Origin of the sequence: Aeromonas sp. 600774 (assembly GCF_049175075.1) — a bacterium.
Classification (GTDB): Bacteria; Pseudomonadota; Gammaproteobacteria; order Enterobacterales; family Aeromonadaceae; genus Aeromonas; species Aeromonas veronii_A.
Map to the genome: position 1 here is coordinate 11798 of NZ_JAAKUJ010000007.1, position 20574 is coordinate 32371.

At 55.1% G+C, this 20574-nt stretch carries 19 protein-coding genes; 2 read left to right on the forward strand and 17 right to left on the reverse strand.

All coding sequences use genetic code 11. The features are described 5' to 3' along the window. Nucleotides 1-52 precede the first annotated feature (52 nt). The 5 genes from G5171_RS09050 to G5171_RS09070 all read right to left on the reverse strand — a co-directional run bounded on the left by G5171_RS09050 (nt 53) and on the right by G5171_RS09070 (nt 4966). The gene (locus tag G5171_RS09050) at nt 53-1255 is read right to left on the reverse strand and encodes a sugar transporter (protein ID WP_421251451.1); all 1203 of its coding nucleotides are present in this window, start codon (nt 1253-1255) and stop codon (nt 53-55) included. A gap of 15 nt (nt 1256-1270) precedes the next feature. After that, a complete protein-coding gene (locus tag G5171_RS09055) occupies nt 1271-1921 on the reverse strand; it encodes an ABC transporter ATP-binding protein (protein ID WP_213388796.1) in 651 nt (216 codons plus the stop codon). Nucleotides 1922-1932: 11 nt separating this feature from the next. Continuing rightward, a complete protein-coding gene (locus G5171_RS09060; RefSeq protein WP_421251452.1) occupies nt 1933-2733 on the reverse strand; it encodes an ABC transporter permease in 801 nt (266 codons plus the stop codon). A 63-nt stretch (nt 2734-2796) separates the two neighbouring features. Then, nucleotides 2797-4605: a polysaccharide biosynthesis/export family protein gene (locus G5171_RS09065; RefSeq protein WP_421251453.1), complete on the reverse strand. Its 1809-nt coding sequence runs from the start codon at nt 4603-4605 to the stop codon at nt 2797-2799. After that, nucleotides 4592-4966 (reverse strand): hypothetical protein, encoded by a 375-nt coding sequence (locus G5171_RS09070; RefSeq protein WP_213388798.1) that lies wholly within the window; start codon nt 4964-4966, stop codon nt 4592-4594. Before G5171_RS09070 ends, G5171_RS09065 begins: the two co-directional genes overlap by 14 nt. A gap of 1233 nt (nt 4967-6199) precedes the next feature. Between G5171_RS09070 and G5171_RS09075 the strand changes: the two genes are divergently transcribed. Further along, nucleotides 6200-6724, forward strand: a complete 525-nt coding sequence (locus G5171_RS09075) for an acyloxyacyl hydrolase (protein WP_005344743.1) — start codon at nt 6200-6202, stop codon at nt 6722-6724. A 171-nt stretch (nt 6725-6895) separates the two neighbouring features. On the opposite strand, the gene G5171_RS09080 is transcribed toward G5171_RS09075, so the two are convergent. From G5171_RS09080 to G5171_RS09130, 11 genes are all read right to left on the reverse strand, one after another. Beyond that, nucleotides 6896-8392, reverse strand: a complete 1497-nt coding sequence (locus G5171_RS09080; RefSeq protein WP_421260076.1) for a C69 family dipeptidase — start codon at nt 8390-8392, stop codon at nt 6896-6898. 456 nt (nt 8393-8848) lie between these two features. Further along, nucleotides 8849-9484 carry a maleylacetoacetate isomerase gene (gene maiA, locus G5171_RS09085; RefSeq protein ID WP_421251455.1) on the reverse strand — a complete coding sequence of 212 codons (636 nt, stop codon included), beginning with the start codon at nt 9482-9484 and terminating at the stop codon, nt 8849-8851. Between the two features lie 139 nt (nt 9485-9623). Then, a complete protein-coding gene (locus G5171_RS09090) occupies nt 9624-10619 on the reverse strand; it encodes a fumarylacetoacetate hydrolase family protein (RefSeq protein ID WP_421251456.1) in 996 nt (331 codons plus the stop codon). 10 nt (nt 10620-10629) lie between these two features. Then, entirely contained in the window at nt 10630-11781 is a 1152-nt protein-coding gene (locus tag G5171_RS09095) for a homogentisate 1,2-dioxygenase (protein ID WP_421251457.1), read from the reverse strand. Continuing rightward, nucleotides 11774-12910 (reverse strand): 4-hydroxyphenylpyruvate dioxygenase, encoded by a 1137-nt coding sequence (gene hppD, locus G5171_RS09100; protein WP_421260117.1) that lies wholly within the window; start codon nt 12908-12910, stop codon nt 11774-11776. Before hppD ends, G5171_RS09095 begins: the two co-directional genes overlap by 8 nt. Nucleotides 12911-13134: 224 nt before the next feature. Further along, nucleotides 13135-13803 carry an HAD family hydrolase gene (locus tag G5171_RS09105; RefSeq protein WP_421251458.1) on the reverse strand — a complete coding sequence of 223 codons (669 nt, stop codon included), beginning with the start codon at nt 13801-13803 and terminating at the stop codon, nt 13135-13137. A 26-nt stretch (nt 13804-13829) separates the two neighbouring features. Further along, complete coding sequence (locus tag G5171_RS09110; RefSeq protein WP_421251459.1) at nt 13830-14492, reverse strand: TIGR01621 family pseudouridine synthase; 663 nt, start codon at nt 14490-14492, stop codon at nt 13830-13832. 161 nt (nt 14493-14653) lie between these two features. Beyond that, nucleotides 14654-15346: an ABC transporter permease gene (locus G5171_RS09115; protein WP_040097462.1), complete on the reverse strand. Its 693-nt coding sequence runs from the start codon at nt 15344-15346 to the stop codon at nt 14654-14656. Nucleotides 15347-15349: 3 nt separating this feature from the next. Beyond that, nucleotides 15350-16090: an ABC transporter permease gene (locus tag G5171_RS09120; RefSeq protein ID WP_005352911.1), complete on the reverse strand. Its 741-nt coding sequence runs from the start codon at nt 16088-16090 to the stop codon at nt 15350-15352. Nucleotides 16091-16305: 215 nt separating this feature from the next. Then, complete coding sequence (locus G5171_RS09125) at nt 16306-17079, reverse strand: ABC transporter substrate-binding protein (protein ID WP_005337307.1); 774 nt, start codon at nt 17077-17079, stop codon at nt 16306-16308. A gap of 49 nt (nt 17080-17128) precedes the next feature. Continuing rightward, the gene (locus G5171_RS09130; protein ID WP_005337310.1) at nt 17129-17899 is read right to left on the reverse strand and encodes an ABC transporter ATP-binding protein; all 771 of its coding nucleotides are present in this window, start codon (nt 17897-17899) and stop codon (nt 17129-17131) included. Between the two features lie 532 nt (nt 17900-18431). Between G5171_RS09130 and G5171_RS09135 the strand changes: the two genes are divergently transcribed. Then, nucleotides 18432-19334: a lysine exporter LysO family protein gene (locus tag G5171_RS09135; RefSeq protein ID WP_338775000.1), complete on the forward strand. Its 903-nt coding sequence runs from the start codon at nt 18432-18434 to the stop codon at nt 19332-19334. 103 nt (nt 19335-19437) lie between these two features. Here the strand turns inward: G5171_RS09135 and iadA are convergent, their stop codons facing one another. After that, complete coding sequence (iadA, locus tag G5171_RS09140; protein WP_421260077.1) at nt 19438-20568, reverse strand: beta-aspartyl-peptidase; 1131 nt, start codon at nt 20566-20568, stop codon at nt 19438-19440. Between the last annotated feature and the right edge of the window lie 6 nt (nt 20569-20574).

Genomic DNA, 20574 nt, shown 5'->3' on the forward strand with positions numbered 1-20574 from the left:
CCCTGATTTCAAAATATATCAAAATCCCAATATCATCTTTATCATGCAGTGATTAATCCTGGTGCTCACGTAATGTCGCTAACCCCATCACGATCAGACCATAGAAGAGGCAAAGCAGTACACCCACGGTAGCAAGGTTATAAAGGCGACGCGGATATTCGGCATCTTCCGCCAGTGTAGGCTGAGTGATCACCAACAGGTGCTTCAACTTGCGATACGCTTCAACCCTGGCTTGCTCCAGGCTGATAAGACCGGTTTTATAGAGATCTGCCGCCAGGGTTGCCTGGGTTTGCACATCCAGATAGCCGGCGGTGATTTCATTCATGGCGTCCTTGTCCTGACCGGTCAACTTGGCTCGTTCCTGCTCAAGTTGCCTGGTCAAGGCATCAACCCGGCTCTGTACCGAGACAACGGCGGGAGCGGAATCCTTCATATAGCTGCGCAGTTGTTTCAGCTCGGCCTGTTGGCGCACCAGTTCGCCTTCAATCTGGCTGACCACTCCCAAGCGTGCGCTACTGGTCGACTCTGGGCTGATAAGTTGATGGCTGTTTTGAAAGGCCAGCACCTTGGCTTTTTCATCTTGCAACCGTTGATAAGCCCGATCGACTTCCTTTTCGACAAAAGCAAGCTGATCGAGAGCCACTTGATGCCCCAACTTGTTGATAAAGCGTTCTGACTCTTTAAGCATCAGGGCCACAACCTGTTGGCCATATTGGGGATCAAATGTCTGCAACTCGATGGTAAGTACACCGGACAACTCATCAAGATGTAATCCCAGATGCTGGCGATAGTACTTGATGAAATCCTCTCGACTGACATCATCAGACAAGCGTGAAAAATAATCTGCCGCACCACTTTGGTAGTGTGATTTGAGGGCGAGCTCTTTATCCAGCTTGGCTAGCATATCCCATGATTTTAAATAGTCTTGAATTAACAACACATCTTGATGATTGCTACCCCCAATACCCAGCATGGACAAGGCGTCGGGTAACATCTTGATTTGATCAGCTTGCTTGATGATCAACTCGGCACGACTGACATAACGGTCAGATGCCATAAAACCAAAATAGACTGTCGCGATCGCAAAGCAAAGTACCACCCACAAGAAGCTACCTAATTTGAGACTACTTTGCCAAGAACGATGAGCAATCTGATAACCGCTGGAGTCAATAAAAAACTGTTTCGGCGCTTTACTTAACTTGCGCAACTTGCGCACAAAGCGTGAGGACTTTTCTGATTTGATAAGTTGAGTCATGTTGAATTTGGCTTATTATAGATTCTGATAGATACGGATGGCATCGTCGATATTGTCAAATACTTCCAGTCTGCTATTACGCAACAGAATACCCATATCGCACTGCTGACGAAGGTTTTTCATATCGTGCGACACCATGATAAGACTGGCTGTTTCGCGTTTTTGATTAAACACATCAATACATTTCTGTTTAAAGCGCGCATCGCCTACCGAGGTGATCTCATCCGTCAGATAAATATCAAAATCAAAGGCCATACTGACGGCGAAATTGAATTTTGACTTCATACCACTGGAATAGGTTTTGATGGGTAACTCGTAGTGCTGACCGATCTCTGAGAACTCCTTCACCCACTCTTCAACCGTCTTGGTATCCCGTACACCATGAATACGACAGACAAAGCGCGTATTCTCTCGTCCGGTCATACTGCCTTGAAATCCACCACTTAATGCTAACGGCCAGGATACACGGCATTGACGAATAACACGCCCTTCATTAGGCGCATCCATACCCCCCAACAAGCGTAACAAGGTAGATTTACCAGCCCCGTTGACACCTAAAATGCCAATGTTACGATCCCGCGGCAATTCAATACTGACATCCCGTAGTACATAGTTGCGTCCAAATTTTGTCGGATAATACTTGGTTACATTATCAAGAATGATCATATTATTTCACATTAACTGGAAATTAATCGACGATGATTCAAACGATAGCAGCTCATAGCAAATGTTAACAATATCAGTGTCACACTTGAAAAGTATATCCAGCTAACATTTGGACTACTGTAACCAGCAAGCCACCCACTTCTGATCAATTCAACTGCATGCACTAGCGGATTCCATAAAAACCAGTGCTGATACTGGGCAGGAATTGTCATAAGTGGATACATGACACATGAGATGAACATCAACGGCATCATCAACAAACCGAGAAATTTGTCGGCCTCTTGAAACAAATTACAAACAACACAAAAAATAATACCAAGTGAAAATGAAAATGCCATCAATAAGAAATAAATGAGTATGACTTGCAACGGGTCATCAGGGATGGCATCAAAACCAAACCACAAAAGTCCCATGACTAAAATGCAGCCGACGATGATTCCAATCATGGTTTCAAGCATGAAGCGAGCAATAAAGGTAGAAAACGGCGTTACCTGTCTATAGCAGAACAAGCCCATATTGGCACTAACTGCTGATTGCAATTTACTGACGACATTTCTAAAAAAAAGAAAAGGTAAATAACTCGCAGTAATAAATAGTGGCGCAGGTGCGCCGCCAAAACCACTCGAACCTCGTAAACCAAAGATCAAACTAAATGCGCTTATCATCAACAATGGGTCTAGCAATGCCCAAGCATAGCCCAGCCGATAATTGCCAAAGCGGGTTTTAAGCTCGCGAATAAGCAGGCCAAATACAACATCTCGCAACACCTGCAGGGATGTGCGCGGCGTTTGATTAAGAATCGGTTTATTCATTAAGTCGCTCTACCGTATAACAGACTCGCCGAGGCGAGTCTGTCTTACGCCGCAATCAGCGGCTTAGTTAATTGCTACGTTAGCAGCCACGGCGATCTGATAGATAATTTGAGTAATATCCTTGACCGATTGCATGGTTTTGCTGTCGACCTTGGGCAACACCAGGATCTGATCACCGGGCTGGACACTCCCCTTATCTTTAAACTCCACCAATCCGTTGGCATGAACCACGGCTATCCGCTGGTCATTCGCACGCTCGGTGAATCCGCCCGCCCAGGCCACATAGTCATCGAGAGTCGCATTGGCGTTATAGACCACAGCTTGTGGCATCAACACTTCCCCACCGACCTGGATCAGGTCGGTTCTGTTCGGTATGACAATCTGGTCACCCTGTTCCAACTGAATGTTCGCAACAATCCCCTTGTCTGCGACCACCACCTTGCCAAGTGGCTGAATTTTTCTGGCCTTTTCGACAAAGCGCATCACCAGTTCTGCCTCTTTGGCACGGATCGCCGCTTCACCATCCGAGCTGGCAGGAGCAGTAAACACACTGCGTTCCAACCGGTTGAGCGACTCTTCCAACATCTCTTTTTGCCGTGCAGCGACACTCTTGCGCATCAGGTAGATGGATTGGTAATCGGCAAGCTGTGGGTCAATGGGAATATGGTTGAGCAGCTCATGCAGCTTGGTCTGCTTGCGCACAGTGAAATATGAGGGCCCCATATAGCTACCTGCGACCTGCACATCATAAACCTGAGCATGCATATCATCATTGAACAAGACTTTGTCACCATCCTTAAGCTGAAGGCTGGCGAAATCCTTGTAAGGTAAATAGATGGAGAATGGACCACTTGGACGGTCACCTATCACCCCGACATGACTCACCTTGGCAAGCGGCAGTGCGTAGTTGACCAGCTCCGAGCCTAGCGTATTACGCTGAGTCAATTCGAAACGGAAGGGATTACGAACCTTGCCCGCGACATTTATCATCGGGCCCTGTGGCTCTACCAGGATGACATCCTGATCTTTAAAAGAGAGCTTGGGCATTTTGCCCTGCTGCATGAATTCATACAGATCGATTTTTTGGATGACCTGGTTCTGGCGTAATACCTTTATTTGACGATAGCTGCCGCGCTCCGAATCGATCCCCCCAGCCCGTTTTAGAAAATAGAGCACACTGTCAGAGGATTGACCCGCATACTGGCCTGGCCGTATTACCGGGCCAGTGACAAACACACTCACGGGAGTTGTTGTCAACAGGTTGACGTAGATATTGACATTATTTGTAAAAACATCACCAATCCTGCTGGTCACCAGATTATTGACCTGGCTGGCAGGTACATTCTTGACATTGATCGGGCCGACATCAGGGATGAAGATATTACCTTGATTATCTACCGTCACTACATTTGAAAAGTTGACGGCTCCCCAGATCCAGATATTAAGTTTGTCACCCGGAGCTATCAGATAATTGTCATTCAAACCATCACTGCGTTCAGTCTCATACCCACCTGCAAACAGATTGGCGCCATAAGGAGGAGGTAATCCTGCCTCTGCCAGGGGCAGTAATTTTCGTACGTCTGCCTCACCGGGTAACAACATCCCTTGACGATTCTGTTGAGTAAAACTCCCGGTCGTTGAACTTGTGTTTGCCTGCCCACTCAGTGCAGCTTGACCACCAAGCTGGGGGCCGGTGTTTTCTGCAGCTTTTCCTGAAAGGGTGTAACCAAATGATGATCCATTTGCTTGCGCTAAATCAGGTGCGGCAAGGGTCATGGTTGTGCAGGATGTACTGATGAGGAACAGAAGTGTGCCAAGCTGATATATTTTCATTTTTTTCAAACCATTTGCCTTCATTTTATTGCTCAGCAAGAAGGTTGCTGACAGAGGTCTGTTCCAGTTGAGGTATCAGATACCATTGTTCTTCAGTCTTGCATGCCGCACGTCTTTGCGAGTGGCCTTGCACACTGTTAAACAACAACTCAACGCACTCAAGACCCAGAGCAGAAACATAACGTTGCCCCAGGGTATAGGTCACATTGTTTCTACTGAATGCTGCCCCCTGTGGCAGCGTATTCAGCGCCTGCTGCAGATCGGGAGGCATGACATGCAATTCGGTAGCAATCGAGGGGTTGACGAGAGGACGAGACGCTTCTACCTGCTTTGGCTCATATGCGCAGCCACCAACTTGTATGGCTAATGAAATCGCCAATAACCGGGTTGCATAATTCATGTGTCAATATTTTCCATGGAGTCAAATGTTAATCTTTTAAAACTTTACAGTCTTATGCTCTGGTAATTTTTTACCGATTTGCTGGTTATCTTTGCGACCCAAGAAGAACTGCAATATTCAGCATTACGAAGATTTTCATATCCTCTATATGCCAAAGTGGGCCATGAAGTACCTCATTAACAGGCAATCAGTCAAGACTTGAAAAAGCGGTTGATGCAAGCTGGATCAGCGTGATTTGCTCAATATATGAGCGTTTACTGCGTACATTGCAGAATGCTCTGAACAAATCGAGTAAAACGCGAATAGTTATGATGGATATCAGGCTGTACACCGTCTGTATTGCTCAGAGCAGTCATAAGCCTCAAGACGGGTGACACAGTTCAAATGTTGGCAAAGTGTTACACAAATGATGCCAGCATCTCTTGTTTGGCCATAGCTACCGCACAACACGAGGTGCCGGGAAAATTAGACATAGCTACCGCACGGCGATGACATCCTGCCGGATAAAAAGCATACAAAATGGATGTGAAATAAATACAGGAGGGACAAAATACGTGGACTGCCAGCTCAAAAAGCCAGCAGATAGATTATAATGCAAGCACCCAACCCGTGCATGAAAGCGTCACAATGTGACGTATATCATACTTATTCTCGTTTTTTTTGAATGCTACCAATAAGCCGCAATTGGGTCAACAATCAAAAATTTCACCTGCAATCCCCACCCGATGAAAAAATCAGCAAAATACTGTTTTTTAAGAATTTTTTATTTCATTTTTCATTGGCAAAAAATGTATTCACATGGTGTAAATAATTTTGATGATGCTCCAGATTAATTTAGAAACGTCTAAATTATTCCTCTTCCCTTCCAGAAAAAATTAATTTTTGTGAAGTCACAATATTGATTTTTCAATGAAAATGAAATAGGAGAAATCTGATTTACCCAGGAAGTCATATCCGACATCCCTCTCAAACTCCTCACCCTGCGCGATAAACCAGTCCACGCCAGCGAGCATCATCACGTCACATGTTACACATTTGTTCAAATAACGAACTAAGCCGGGATGCTGATGACCTCCCCTTATTAAGGGCATCAACGCGATAGCCCATTTATCGACCAACATGATTTTTTTTAGTTTTTCTGGCCGTGATTGACAGGGTTATTGTCCGTTGACTATGCCTGATATGTGTCCGATTGAATCAGCGACACAGGGTCACAACGACATTGGAGGGGGCATGGACGCTAACACTCTATCAAGGATCGGCCTGCTGGTTTCGTTGCTCACCAGCGCAGGAGCGATAGCCAATGACAATATTCTTACCCTGCAACTAGGCAAGGCATTCAGCAATGAAAAGCTCGACATCAAATTCGCCGACGCCAAGTTTCACCATATGTTCTGGCGCTGGGGAGACTCAGGCTGCCAATTTGGGCTGGGGGTGCGTGGAGGAACACTCAAGGTAGAAGATGAAGAGACCGCAAGACTGGGAGGCGGCGCCCGTATCGAATGCCAATGGGGTAACTGGGTGACCTGGATACCCGGCGAAATGGTCTGGCTCAATCAACATCAATTTGGCACACGCGGCCACGGCTTCAAGGATTATGGCGGCCCCTTCCAGTTCGCTCTGGGCATCGGTCTCGGCTACGCCATCACCAAGAATTGGCTGATCGGCTATCAATATGAGCACATGTCCAACGCCTATATGTATGACAAGAACCCGGGGCTGGACAGCCATACCCTCCATATCGAGTACCGTTTTTAGCCAGACAGGCTTTGTCGCTATCACCGGAACACTCTGCAAAAAAGCCTTCACTTCCGTGAAGGCTTTTCGTTATGTCGTCTTCTGATAACCGGGGTGGCCGTGAGAGGATCACCACACTCAGGAAATGGATGACGACACGCTCTGCCGCTTCACCACATCATGGGGGGGCAATCAGTCCTTTTTCGCCTTGTTGGCGAAGAAGATATCGGCCTGAATATCCTGAGTGCGCACAGTGAAGATCTGGTTGGTCAGCTCTTCAGTCAACGCCTCGGCCTCCTTCATGACTCGCAGATTGAAGTCGTTGAGCAGGCTGTTGGCTGCGGCCTTGTCGGTCTTGACCGTTTTCAGATAGTTGGCTTCCATCTCTTTCTGCTCTTTGGCGATCTTCGCCTCCCAGCTCTGGTAAGCCTGCTTCACCATGGGGGCCAGTTTGGGGTAATCGGTCATTACCAAAGTCTGCAGTTTGCGATATTTCCAGTAGATGGAGTCGCTGTCGGCCTTGTCGCTGCCCATGGCATAGTGGGCCGGATAGGCTTCCAGACCACTGTAGTAGGGAACGAAGGCGGTCAAGTCCGCCATGCCGAGTCCAACATAGGTCACCTCCCCCACCTCACGCGGCATCCAGGGGCGAACCTGCATCACATGGGACTCATAGGTACGAAACACACTGACAGGGCGCCACGGCTCCTGACCGTTCAACCCCTTGCTGTAGGGATCATGCTCGGTACCGTCATAATGATTGCGCAGCACTGCCTTGACCTCCTCCAGCGTCATCTTCTTCTCGGGGGAGAGGGTGACCGGGAACTGGCGACCGGCATCCACCGCCTGCTTGAGCGAGGGGTTGAACATCTGCTGGATAGTCCAGACTCGCGGATCGTTATAGGTGCGGTCCCGCTCGTCATCGCGGGTATAGGCTTTCGAGAAGTTGAATGCCCCATCCTTTTGCGGATGGTAGAGCCCCTTCTCGGTGGCAAATTCGATCAGATTTTTCGAGCCCATCATGTCGGCACTGGCGGGATCGTACTGCTGCAGGCGGCCCTGATTGCCGGTAGCGAAATAGTGATTTTGCGGCAGACGCTGCGCCATCCAGTGGTGGCCGGTGGCGGTCTCCAGATACCAGAGCTCGGTATCATCCACCACGGCGACGCCAAATCCCTCTCCTGCCCCTATGGTTTCGATGATGTTGCCAAGCAAGGCGACCGCCTCGCGTGCCGACGTAGACCGGGAGAGCAGCACATCGGGAATATCATCCTCGGTGATCCCCTTCTCTTCCACATAGGGGTCGAAGGCAAGCGCTTCGGGTGAGGCAAAAATAGACTCGGTACCGCTCACCCCGACCCCCTTCTCATTAAATCCGGTGGCGCCGTGCAGCTGGGTCTTCCAGTTCGGCACTGTGGTATAGCGCAGGGAGTTTTTCGGCAAGGGATAACTGAAATCATTGGCGCCGTTGTGGGCCTTGGAACTATGGACTCCGCTCTGACCCTGCTTGGCCGGATGGATCACGAAATGCTGGGCTTTCAGGGCATCGCTGTCGGCGCTGCGGGCCACCATCATGGAGCCATCGGCGCTGGCTTCACTGCCGACCAGCAAGGTGGTACAGGCGAACGCCGACGAGAAGAGAGCAAGGTTGATGGAGAGTGCGACGACGCACTTTTTGAAGGAATGCATGAGATCTCCTTGTTGCACAGAGTGGTTGCAAATAAGCGGTGGCTCGCCAGTCAACCTGCCGCTGTCACAAGGGATCTGCGCGGTGACACGGGCCGGGCAGTGCGGGCCATCAAACCGTAAACACGTAAAAAGCAGTGCGGATAAACCGTGGAAACCAGAGAGGTAGCCAAGGCCCCCTGATAGACGACCTGTTCACATCTCTGCTTTCCGTTGTCCCGCTGGCGTGGCGATACTAGGCCCAATCCACTGACTTGAGTGTGACTGGCAGCCCAAAGCACCAATAACAAAGACTCAGTCGATGCAAAATGTTGATAAGTGTGACAAGCGAAGGATTATTGGCGACATTCAGCCGTCAACACGAAGAACAAAAAGCGCACAGAGAGGGGAATAGAGAGATGAGGAGATGTGACGCGTGGGATGGCGTGTTGATGCCATCCCGCGATTCAAGTCAGTAGGTCACTGCGCGTCCGGCTGGTTGGCGGGGGCGGCCTTGATAAAGGCTTGCAACTGCTCGCAGTTGGCGACGATGCGACGGATGGTGGGGTAATCCTCCAGGGTCATGTCGTAGCGCCGGGCGTTGTAGACCTGGGGCACCAGCATGCAGTCGGCCAGGGTCACTTCGTTGCCGACGCAGTAGACACCGGCGGTGGTCATCAACAGCTGTTCGAGGGCGGTGAAGGTCTCGTCAATCCAGTGGCGATACCAGCGGGCCTCCTGCTCGTTGTTGGCCCTGAAGTGCTCTTCCAGATAGTTGAGCACCCGCAGATTGTTGAGCGGGTGAATATCACAGGCGATCATGTTGACGATCTGGCGCACCCGAGCCCGCGCGTCGGGGGAAGAGGGCATCAGAGAATAGGCGGGATAGGTCTCGTCAAGGTACTCCATGATGGCGACCGACTGACCGATCTGCACATCGCCATCCACCAGAAACGGCACCAGCCCTTGCGGGTTGATCCGGCGATAGGCCTTCTCGCTCTGCTCGCCTTGCCGCAAATTGATGGGATGCTGCTCGTAGGCGAGCCCCTTGAGCTGCAACACGATCCGCACCCGAAAACTTGCCGACGAACGCCAATAGCCAAACAACTGCAACATAATCTGTCCCTGCATCTTATCTGGGCCCGAAGCCCGGCAGGTGCTCGCCACCTGCCTCCTTGTGTATCCGGCACCGGTTGAGGGCTCGTCGTGATCCGGACATATCCCGAAAATCCTTGCCGCCAACCGGCGCTGGCCATCAACCTCCCTGACCGCTCGCTGGCACCACCTGTTGAGATATGGTGCCAAACAGGTTTTGGCCAGAGCGATCCTCCATCGCGATCGACACTCTATCACCAAACTGCAAATAGGGGGTTATAGCTTGATCACAATCAAGAATTTCCAGCATGCGGCGCTCGGCGATGCAGGATGAACCGGCGCTGCGATCGTAGTTGGAGACGGTGCCCGAGCCAATGATGCAGCCAGCGCCTAGGGGACGGGTCTTGGCGGCATGGGCAATCAGCTCGAAGAAGCTGAAGGTCATATCCACCCCGGCTTCTGGCGCACCAAACGGGGCACCGTTGAGGTGAGTCAGAAGCGGCAGATGCACTTTGCCATCACGCCAGTCATCGCCGAGCTCATCTGGAGTGATGGCCACCGGCGAGAAGGCGCTGGACGGTTTGGACTGGAAGAAGCCAAAGCCCTTGGCCAGCTCCCCCGGGATCAGGTTGCGCAGGCTCACATCGTTGACCAGCATCAGCAATTTGACGTGGCTGGCGGCCCCCTGCGCACTCACCCCCATCGGCACATCGTCGGTGATGATGGCTACCTCCGACTCGAAATCGATCCCCCACTCCTCCGAGCCCATCACAATCGGCCCACGGGGGGCGAGGAAGCTGTCCGAGCCTCCCTGATACATCAGGGGATCGTGCCAGAAGCTTTCCGGCATCTCGGCGCCGCGTGCCTTGCGCACCAGCTCCACATGGTTGACGTAGGCACTGCCATCGGCCCACTGATAGGCGCGCGGCAGCGGAGAGAGGCAAGATGCTTCGTCAAAGGGGAACGCCTCGGCCACGCGGCCCTCATTAAGCTGCTGATAGACAGCCTCAAGCCTGGGGGCAACCTCGGCCCACTCGTCGAGGGCGGTCTGCAACGTCGGGGCAATCTCGCTCACCCGCACCGCCCGGGCCAGATCCCGGCTCACAACCACCAAAGCGCCATCGCGCTTGCCATTGTTCAATGTTGCCAATTTCATAAGCGATTCCTTATTTGCCGGCAGCAGCGTCCGGGCGCTGCCAGCTGGAGACATACCGGGTGTTCTCGATCCCTTCGCACAGACTGCCGATGTTCAGCGCATCGCGGGTATCTAGCATGACCGCCACCTCGTCGGTGAACTTCTTGGCATAGGCCTGCCCTGCCGCAAACGCCTTGGGATGGGGGCCGTGGGTGAAACCGGCGGGATGGAAGGTGACCATGCCCCGCTCGATATTGTCCCGGCTAAAGAAATCCCCCGCGTGGTAAAAGAGCACCTCGTCGTAATCGTCATTGCTGTGATAGAAGGGCACCTTGAGGGCGCCGGGATCGCTCTCGATGGGGCGCGGCACGAAGGTACAAATCACGAAGCGGCTCGCCACAAAGGTCGAATGAGCCGACGGCGGCAGATGGTAGCGATGGCTCATCAGCGGGCGGATATCCCGCCAGTTGAGGCGCACCACGCACAAGTCCCCGTGCCAACCTTGCGCATCAAGCGGGTTGAAGGGCCAGGTGATGACCGACACCTGATCGTGACGCTTCACCTGCAGCGACCAGGGATTCTCATCCTGCTGGGCTAAAAAGCGTTCATTGATGGCGGGCACATCGAGCGCCGCCGGGTCGAAGATGGCGTGATTGCCCACCAGCCCCTTATCCGGCAGCTGGTAGCTGTCGTTGGTCGCCTCGATCATCAGGATGAACAGGGGTGCTGTCGGCTCGATGCGCCACATGGTGCCGCGGGGGATCACTACGTAGTCGCCATCGCGAAGAGTCAGGTGGCCGTAGTCGCAGAAGAACTCTCCGCTCCCTTCGTGGATAAAGAGCAGCTCGTCACCGTCGGCGTTGCGCACCAGAAACGGCATCGCCTCGGAGAGCCGCCAGATGCGATAGCGGCAGTGGGGGTTGCTGAGAATATCGGGGGCCACCCAAGGGGAGAGGGAACTCACCTCATCCTGCAGGGCATTGAGGTCAAACAGCCGTGGCCGCAGCGGTCCCTCCCAACTGATCCAGTCAGTGGGGGCATGCTTGTGGTGCATGTGGGTAGCTGGGCCGAAAAAGCCGCTTCGCCCCAGCTCGCGCTCATAGATGGCCTGCTCCGGCAGGTCGGCATGGGCTTGCCGGGAGTGGGTCCCCTCCCGATGGGGGAAGTTAATCCAGTTACGCATCGCTCGCTCCCTCTTTGCGGGTACCCTTCTCATCCTCGCCGCCATCCAGCACGCCACGGCGGATCTGGTCCAGCTCGATCGATTCAAACAGCGCCTTGAAATTGCCCTCGCCAAACCCTTCGTTACCCTTGCGCTGGATGATCTCGAAGAAGACCGGGCCTATCACGGTATCGGTGAAGATCTGCAGCAGAATGCCATCCTTGGTGGGGGAGCCGTCGATGAGGATGCGCAGCTCTTTGAGGGCCGCCAGATCCTCCTGATGCCCCTCGACCCGGCTGTTCACCTTCTCGTAGTAGGTATCCGGGGTCGGCATAAAACCGGTACCGCGGCTGCGCAGGGTGCGGATGGTGTGGTAGATATCGCTGGAGGCCATGGCGATGTGCTGGATCCCCTCCCCCTTGTACTGACGCAGGTACTCCTCAATCTGGGACTTGTCATCCGCCGACTCGTTGATGGGGATGCGGATCTTGCCACAAGGCGCGGTCATGGCACGGGAGTGCAGCCCGGTCAGCTTGCCCTCGATATCGAAGTAGCGAATTTCACGGAAGTTACCGATCCGCTCATAGAAGTTGGACCAGACATCCATATTGCCGCGATGGACGTTGTGGGTCAGGTGATCGATCTCCATAAGACCGGCATCCACCTCTGCCATCCGGGACTGCCAGTCGGGGTAGAAGACAAAATCCACGTCATAGATGGAGCCCTTGTCGCCATAGCGGTCGACAAAGGAGAGCGTGCTCTCGCCGATACCGTAGATGGCGGGAATATTGAGCTCCATCGGGCCAATCTTGCCGACAAAGGGCTTGGCCCCCTTGGCGATGGCGTACTGCTGGGCTTTGCCCGCATCGCTCACCCGAAATGCCATGCCGCAAACGCTCGGCCCGTGCAGGCTGGCAAACTGCTCCGCCTGGGAGTGAGGCTCGGCATTGACCACAAAGTTGATATCCCCCTGCCGGTAGAGCCAGCACTGCTTGTGTTTGTGCTTGGCGACCTCGGCAAACCCGAGCGAAACGAACAGGCTCTTGAGGGCAGCAATCCCTTTGGCATCGGGGGCTGTGTACTCGACAAACTCGAAACCGTCTGTGCCTAAAGGATTGATGGTATGGGTGGCGGAAGAGGTGGCATTCATCGGGCGCTCCTTGCTCTTGATTCGGTTAAAACGGATTGCGGCACCCAGCGGCGCGGCAAGTGTTAACAACTTGTTTCATTAGAAGCAGGGCGTAGCAGGAAGAGAAGAGGCGGGTTGCAGATAGTTTTTCGCAGCTGGCAGCAAATAATGTAAATGGATTGTGACATTCAAGTCGCAGCCTTGCGGATCAAACGGTGACGACCCGCATGGCTGTCAGCTTTGGCTTACAGTTGCCAGTTTTTGACCAGCAGATGGGGCAAGCGGGCCCGGGCTTTTTGCAGTCGCGTGGGCGTCGGATTGATCAACCACGCCTCTTTCCCCAACCCCAGCAGCGGCAGATCGTGCAGGCTGTCGCTCAAGGCCAATTCGGCATCGAGGGCGCAGATCTCCGGCAGCAGCTTGTGCTGGCCGTGGCAATAGAAGCGCGGCATCAGGCCGCCAAAACGGTAGTACATCTGCGAGCCAATGATCCGGTGGGGCAACTGGCCGGGCAGTTGCTGATAGAGCTGGGCTCGCACCAGCGCGCAGGGACTGGCGGAGATCACCCAGCAGCGCGCGCCCTCGCTTTGCAGCAATTCGCGAGCCTGACGATACAGCCCCGGCCTGGTGCGGCAATAGGCACGCACCAGCTTGCGCCAGCCCAAAGAGGAAAGCCCCAAGGTGATGGCCCACCAGATAAGGGAGATACCGCGCCGCCGCTGACTGGGAGCAAGATAGACCAAGCCACCGAGCGCGATTACTGGCAACAGCAACAACGGCCAGATCCGGCGGCGCAAGATATAGCGCAGCAGACCGGCGTGGCTGTCGCCGGGGGCCAGGGTGTCGTCAAAGTCGGCCAGGATCCAGCGCGGTGCACGTCCGTCAGGATCACGCTCTTTCGCTGAATGGATCATTGTGTCAGACGCTGGGCGCATAAGCATCAGGGCGCAAGGGCTGCGATGGCGGCCGTGAGCTCGGGAGTGACAAATTCACTCCCCACATCGGGCGGGCAGACAAAGTCGAACGGCTCGCCCGCCAGCGTAAAACTCAGTCGCCAGGCGTGCAGATAGCCGCGATCGGCTGGCGTACCGCCATAGCGCTCATCCCCGAGAATGGGGGCGCCGATACTTTTGAGGGCAACCCGGATCTGGTGGGTTTTGCCGGTCTGTGGCTTGATGCGATAGAGCCGCAGCCCCTCGCGCACCGACACCGAATCAAACCAGCTGATGGCAGGATTATCCAGAGTACGCACCAGCATCCAGCTGCCGCCGCGCCCCTTTTGCATATCCCCCTTCACCCAACCCTGCTTCTTCTTGGGTTTGCGATCGGAGAGCGCCAGATACTGCTTGCTCACCTCACGGGCCGCAAAAGCCATGCTCAGCTCACGGTTCGCCTCCGTGGTGCGAGCCAGCAGCACCAGCCCGGAGGTCATCTTGTCGAGTCGGTGTACCGGATAGAGGGTCAGACCCGTATCGGCCTTCACGCGATTGACCAGCCCGGGCTCAGTCTCTCCTCCCTCTTCTCCCTTCTCGTCATGCATGCCGATGCCGGGCTGCTTGTCGATAACCAGAAAATCGGCGTGTTGAAACAGGATCCGGTACATAACACCTCGGGGGACAGGAAAAAGGCCTGCAACCGGTACGCCGGCTGCTCTCGGGCAGGCATTGTCCCTGCTCGGCCACCATTTGGCAAACGGCCGATGGCCATTGCCGGGTGAAAAAAGCCCTGCCGACTGTGGCAGGGCTTTTCATGCGCGATGACCAGTCAAACGCTGCGCGGGCGCAGGTGGGCGTGCCAGCGCGCTTCCCACTTTTTGAACAGCCAGACGATGACAAAGGTGAGCAGCATATAGAGCAGCCCCGCGGTCAAAAAGGCCTCGAACGGACTGTAGTAGCGGGAGTTGATGATCCGCGCCGCGCCGGTCAGATCGACGATGGTGATGATGCCCGCCACCGCCGAGCCCTGCAGCATGAAGATCACCTCGTTGCTGTAAGCCGGCAGCGCCCGACGAAACGAGTTGGGCAAAATGATCCGGGTCAGGGTCTGCCAGCGGGTCATGCCAAAGGCGTTGGCCGCCTCAATCTGGCCACGCGGCATATTGTGTACCGCCCCGCGCACAATCTCGGCGGTATAGGCGGCGGTATTGAGGGTGAAGGCCAGCAGGGCACAGAACCAGGCTTCGGAGAAGAGCGACCAGGCGGCACTGTTCTTCAGCCACTCCCACTGGGCGGCGCCGTAGTAGATGATAAAGAGCTGCACCAGCAGCGGGGTGCCGCGAAAGAAGTAGATATAGGCCCAGATCGGTCCCTTGATTAGCCAGTTGCGGCTATTGCGCAGGATGCCCATGGGCACCGCCAGCATCAACCCAAGGATCAGAGAGAGGGCCACCAGCCAGACGGTGGTATAGAGCCCCTCCCAGTAGGTGGGCCACTCTTTGAGAATGATTGAGAAATCCATGGCTTACCTCGTCTTGATGGCATAGTGACGCTCGGCCCACTTGAGCGCCGAGGTGGAGACGGCAGTGAAGATCAGGAAGATCAGCGCCACGGCCATGTAGAAAGTGAAGGGTTGCTGGGTCGAGCCCGCAGCCAGCGAGGCTTTACGCACCATGTCATCAAGGCCGATGATGGAGACCAGCGCGGTAGTTTTCAGCAGTACCAGCCAGTTATTGCCAAACCCCGGCAAAGCGTGGCGCATCATCTGGGGGAAGAGGATCCGCACAAACACCTGGGTTGCCCGCATGCCAAAGGCCCGTGCTGCCTCCAGCTCACCTTTGTCTACCGCCAGAATGGCACCGCGAAAGGTCTCGGTCATGTAGGCGCCGAAGATAAAGCCGATGGTCGCGACACCGGCCACAAAGGGGCTGATGTCGATATAGTCCGGGAGCAGGGAGACCCACTCCTGATTGGGATTACTCTCCAGTAACCAGCTGTTGTAAGTCTCGTTGACCCAGGTGCAGATGCCGTTGATCAGCACCTGGCCGCCAAAGAAGAGCAGCATCATCAACACCAGATCAGGGATACCGCGAATAATGGTGGTGTAACCGGTGGCAATAGCCCTGGCCCACTTGTAGGGGGAGAGTTTAGCCAGCGCCCCCAGCATGCCGAGCAGCAGTGCCAGCAGCAGGGAGGCCAGCGCCACTTCCAGGGTGACCCAGGCGCCCTCCAGCAGCGAGGCTTCGTATCCTTTCAAATCAAACATATGCAGCTCCATTGCAACTTATCGAGTGGGCTGATGCCTCTGAACAACAAGAGAACCCACATCCCTAACACGGTCAGATGCAGCTCCATTGCAATTAATAGGGCCCATCGCTCCACACGGAGAGAACGGGCCCGATGACGACTGACGAGGTGAGCCGGTCGGCCTGTTATTCGCTATCTATGTGGCGAATGACTCACCGTACACGGTTCCGGTTTTTACTCGCCGTATACGTCGAACTCGAAGTACTTGTCGTTGATTTCCTTGTACTTGCCGTTGGCACGCAGCGCCAGAATGGCGGCGTTGAATTTCTCTTTCAGATCCTTGTCAGCCTTGCGCACCGCAATACCGGCACCCTCGCCAAACCACTTGGGATCGGTCAGTTTCGGGCCGACGAATTCGAAGGCATCACCGCCCTCTTTCTTCAGCAGACCGTCGGTAATGGCGGCAGAGTCGGCCAGCACATAGTCCACACGACCGGATTTCAGATCGAGATAGGCTTCATCGGCGGTGCCGTAACGCTTGATGGTGGCGTTGGGGAAGTTGTCGGTAATAAAGGTATCCATAGAGGTCGCACGCTGCACCGCGACGGACTTGCCTTCCATAAAGGCTTTGTCGAGCTGCACATCAGTGCCCTTCTTGGCAGCGAAGCGGGCCGGAATGTGCTGGTACTTCTGGGTGAAGTCCACCTTCTTCTTGCGCTCTTCTGTGATGTCCATGGTGGCGATGATGGCGTCAAACTTGCGTGACAGCAGCGCCGGAATGATGCCGTCCCAGTCCTGCTTGACCAGGGTGCACTTCACTTTCATCTCTTCGCACAGGGCGTTGGCGATGTCGATATCAAAGCCTTTCACCTCGCCACTGGGCTCGGTCCAGGAGAAGGGGGGATAGGCACCCTCAACCCCGATCCGGACCTCTTTCCACTCCTTGGCCATCAGGCTACCGGACGCAAGGGCAGTAACTACGGCTGTCGCCAGCATCAGCTTGTTCATGTATCTCTCCTTGATAAAACAGTTGATTGGGTAACCAGGCATCCCGCCATCAGTAGATGGAGGAGATGAATTGCTTGAACCGCTCGGATTTGGGATGGGCGAAAATCTCCTTGGGGTTGCCCTCCTCTTCCACCCGCCCCTGATGCAGAAACATCACCTTGTTAGATACATCCCGGGCAAACGACATCTCGTGGGTCACCACCAGCATGGTGCGCCCCTCTTCGGCCAGCTCGCGCATCAGGCCGAGCACCTCCCCTACCAGCTCGGGATCCAGCGCCGAGGTGGGTTCGTCAAACAGCATCACCTCGGGCTCTACCGCCAGCGCACGGGCAATGGCGGCCCGCTGCTGCTGACCACCGGAGAGGTGGCCAGGATAGTAGTCACGCCGCTCCCAGAGTCCAACCCGGTTGAGCAGTTGCTCCGCCTTGGCCAGTGCTTCGGCGCGAGGCACCTTGAGCACCTGGATCGGCACTTCGATGATGTTCTGCATGATGGTCATGTGTGACCAGAGATTGAAACTTTGAAACACCATGGCCAGTCGGCTGCGGATCCGCTCCACCTGACGCATATCCTCGGGCAACCGCTCGCCGGCGCGGCTGGTTTTCATCCGGATCAGCTCGCCATGGAGCGAGACTGTGCCGGATGAGGGGGTTTCGAGCAGATTGATACAGCGAAGAAAGGTCGACTTCCCCGAGCCGGAGGAGCCGATAAGGGAGATCACATCCCCCTTGTGGGCGGTCATGTCGATGCCCTTGAGCACTTCGTGGGTGCCAAAATATTTGTGCAGATCACGTACTTCCAGTGCGGCAACGTCGCTCATCCATTACAACCTTGTCTGTCCCTAGACGCCGCAGGGGCGTGACTCAACCATCGTCCATTTAACAAAAAGTTAACCGATGGCAACCTTCAGCGAAAATATCACCCGGATAGTGAAAAAACAATACAGAACGAGGGTCTTCAGAGGATTCGCTCTATTTTTATTCGCTCTTTGCGTATTTTTCAGCACTTTGTTTGCATAAACAGCCGTTTCAATGGCTGTTCCGATACCGCCTTTTTATACCCCAATCATATCAGTGGCAAGAGAAAAGCGTGATGTGTGCCAAACCGGCACCAAAATGGCTTTATGCAGACCCTTGCAGAGCGAAATATCGGCACCCCGATTGGATCAACTTGATTTCATTGGTGCACTCGGGCTCGCACAGAACCTTTTCAAACAGAGAGGTTGTGGCAAAAAAGTAACAATCCGCCCCTAAAAGGGCTGTTTTTGGCCATGAAAGCGAGAGATATGTGACACAGAGCCAATAAGTAATGATAAGGTGGCGTTTTTATCAGTTTTTGTGATCGAGGCCTCGATGCTGCTCAATGTGTTGCTGATCCTGTTGCCACTGGCAATCGGCTATCTGATTCCCCTCTCCTCTGCCCGGCTGATCAAGCTGGTCAACCAGAGTCTGGGCAAGATGGTCTACCTCATTCTATTTCTGATGGGGCTCGGGCTTGCCTATGTGGAGAACCTGGGCAGCAATCTAGCGGTGATCTTCAAGGTCGCCGGGGTGATGCTCACCGCGATCACGCTCTGCAACCTGCTGGCCCTCTGGTGGCTCGACAAGCGCACGCCGCCGACCCACGAGGCGAGCGATGCCAAGATGCCGGGCAAGCTGCACCTGTTGTGGGAATCCCTGCAGCTCTGCTTTGTGGTGCTCGGCGGCGTGCTGCTGGGTCTACTGGTGGATCTGCGCGCACTGCCCATCGACAAGTGGAGTGAGTGGGCCCTGATGCTGCTGCTGTTTCTCATCGGGGTGCAGATGCGCAACTCCGGCATGCGGCTGCGCCAGATCCTGCTCAACCCCTGGGGGATGAAGATAGCCGCCACCGTCATCCTCAGCAGCTGGCTGGGCAGCCTGCTGGCGGCCCAGTTGCTGGGTATGCCCTTTACCCATGGTCTGGCGATGAGCTCGAGCTTCGGCTGGTATTCGCTCTCCGGCATTCTGGTGGCCGACAAACTGGGGCCGGTGCTCGGTTCTGCTGCCTTTATCAACGATCTTGGGCGCGAGCTTATCGCCATTCTGATCATCCCGGTCCTGATGCGACGCCACCCTTCGGCGGCCATCGGTTACGGCGGCGCCACGGCGCTGGACTTCACCCTGCCGGTTATCCAGAAATCAGGGGGCATTCAGGTGGTGCCGGTGGCCATTGTCTCCGGCTTTATCCTGAGCCTGCTCGGCCCCATCCTGATCCTCGGGTTTCTGGCGATCTAAGCCTGATTCCCACATTGCAGATAAAAAAGCCCGACCTTGTTGTCGGGCTTTTGCTGTTTGGAGCAACCACGCACTCGCACTGGCTGCGATATTGCCCGCAGCCTTATTCGCGCCACTGGCCGCCACTCATCACCCGTTCGATAGCAAACGTCCGGTCGTGCACCAGCAGCAGATCCGCATCCTGCCCGACCCCGATACGCCCCTTGCTGCCGAGCCCCAGCGCCTGTGCCGGATTGCTCGTCACCGCGGCCAATGCCTTCTCCAGCGAGACACCGAGCCGGGTCGCGCGCACGCACTGCTGCCACAGGCTGGCAATCTGGCCGCAGCGCATCTCGATTAGCCGCCCTTCGCCATCAAAGCGCGGCAGGCTGGCGTTGGCATCCGAGCTGAAGGTGATGCGCTCGGCAGGCACACCGGCGGCCAACAGCTCGAGGAGCGCATCGGCGGCAAGCCGCTCGCCATCCTCCAGCAGATCGGGAAAGCTCGAGGTGGTGAGATCTACCCAGCCTCCCGCCCTGCCCCACTCGATGGCCTCGGCGAAGAGCCAGGGGTTGCGGTTGCAGTGGGTAGGATAGAGCTGGCGCAGCGGAATGTCGGTCTTATCGCGCAGGGCCCGCAGGGGGGCCAATGCCCCCTTGCCATCCCCGACATGAAAGAAGCTGACCCCGCTCTTGCCCGCAAGCAGCCCGGCCACCCGCGCCTCGCTGGCAAGCCTGGCCAGCTCATCGTGGGTCGGCGCACTGGATCTGTGGTCACTGATGGCCACCTCCCCCACCCCCAATACCTCGGGGATCAGGATGATGTCCGACTCCACCGTGCCGGTCAGGGTCTTGACCGGCAGATGGTAGGAGCCGGTATACATAAAGGCGCTCACCCCGGCGGCGCGAAACTCGCGCACCTTGCCGAGCACCTGCGCGGGAGTGCGGGTCAGGCTGTCGGTACCAAGCGCCGCCACCAGGGTGGTGACACCGGCCATAAGCGCCTCGCTCGCCGCCAGCTCCGGGGTGCGAAAGGCAAAGCCCCCCTCACCGCCGCCACCGGTAATATGGGCCAGCGGATCCACCAACCCGGGCAGCAGATAGCGGCCTCGACCATCGACCCGATGCAGCGGCCAGTTTGCGGGTACCGTCAACCCCTTGCCCATCCAGGCGATACGGCCATCGGCCACCAGCAGATCCTGCTGGCCAAGGTGGGTGGGGCTGAAGATCTCGGCTCCCTCGATCAGGGTCAACATGACAAT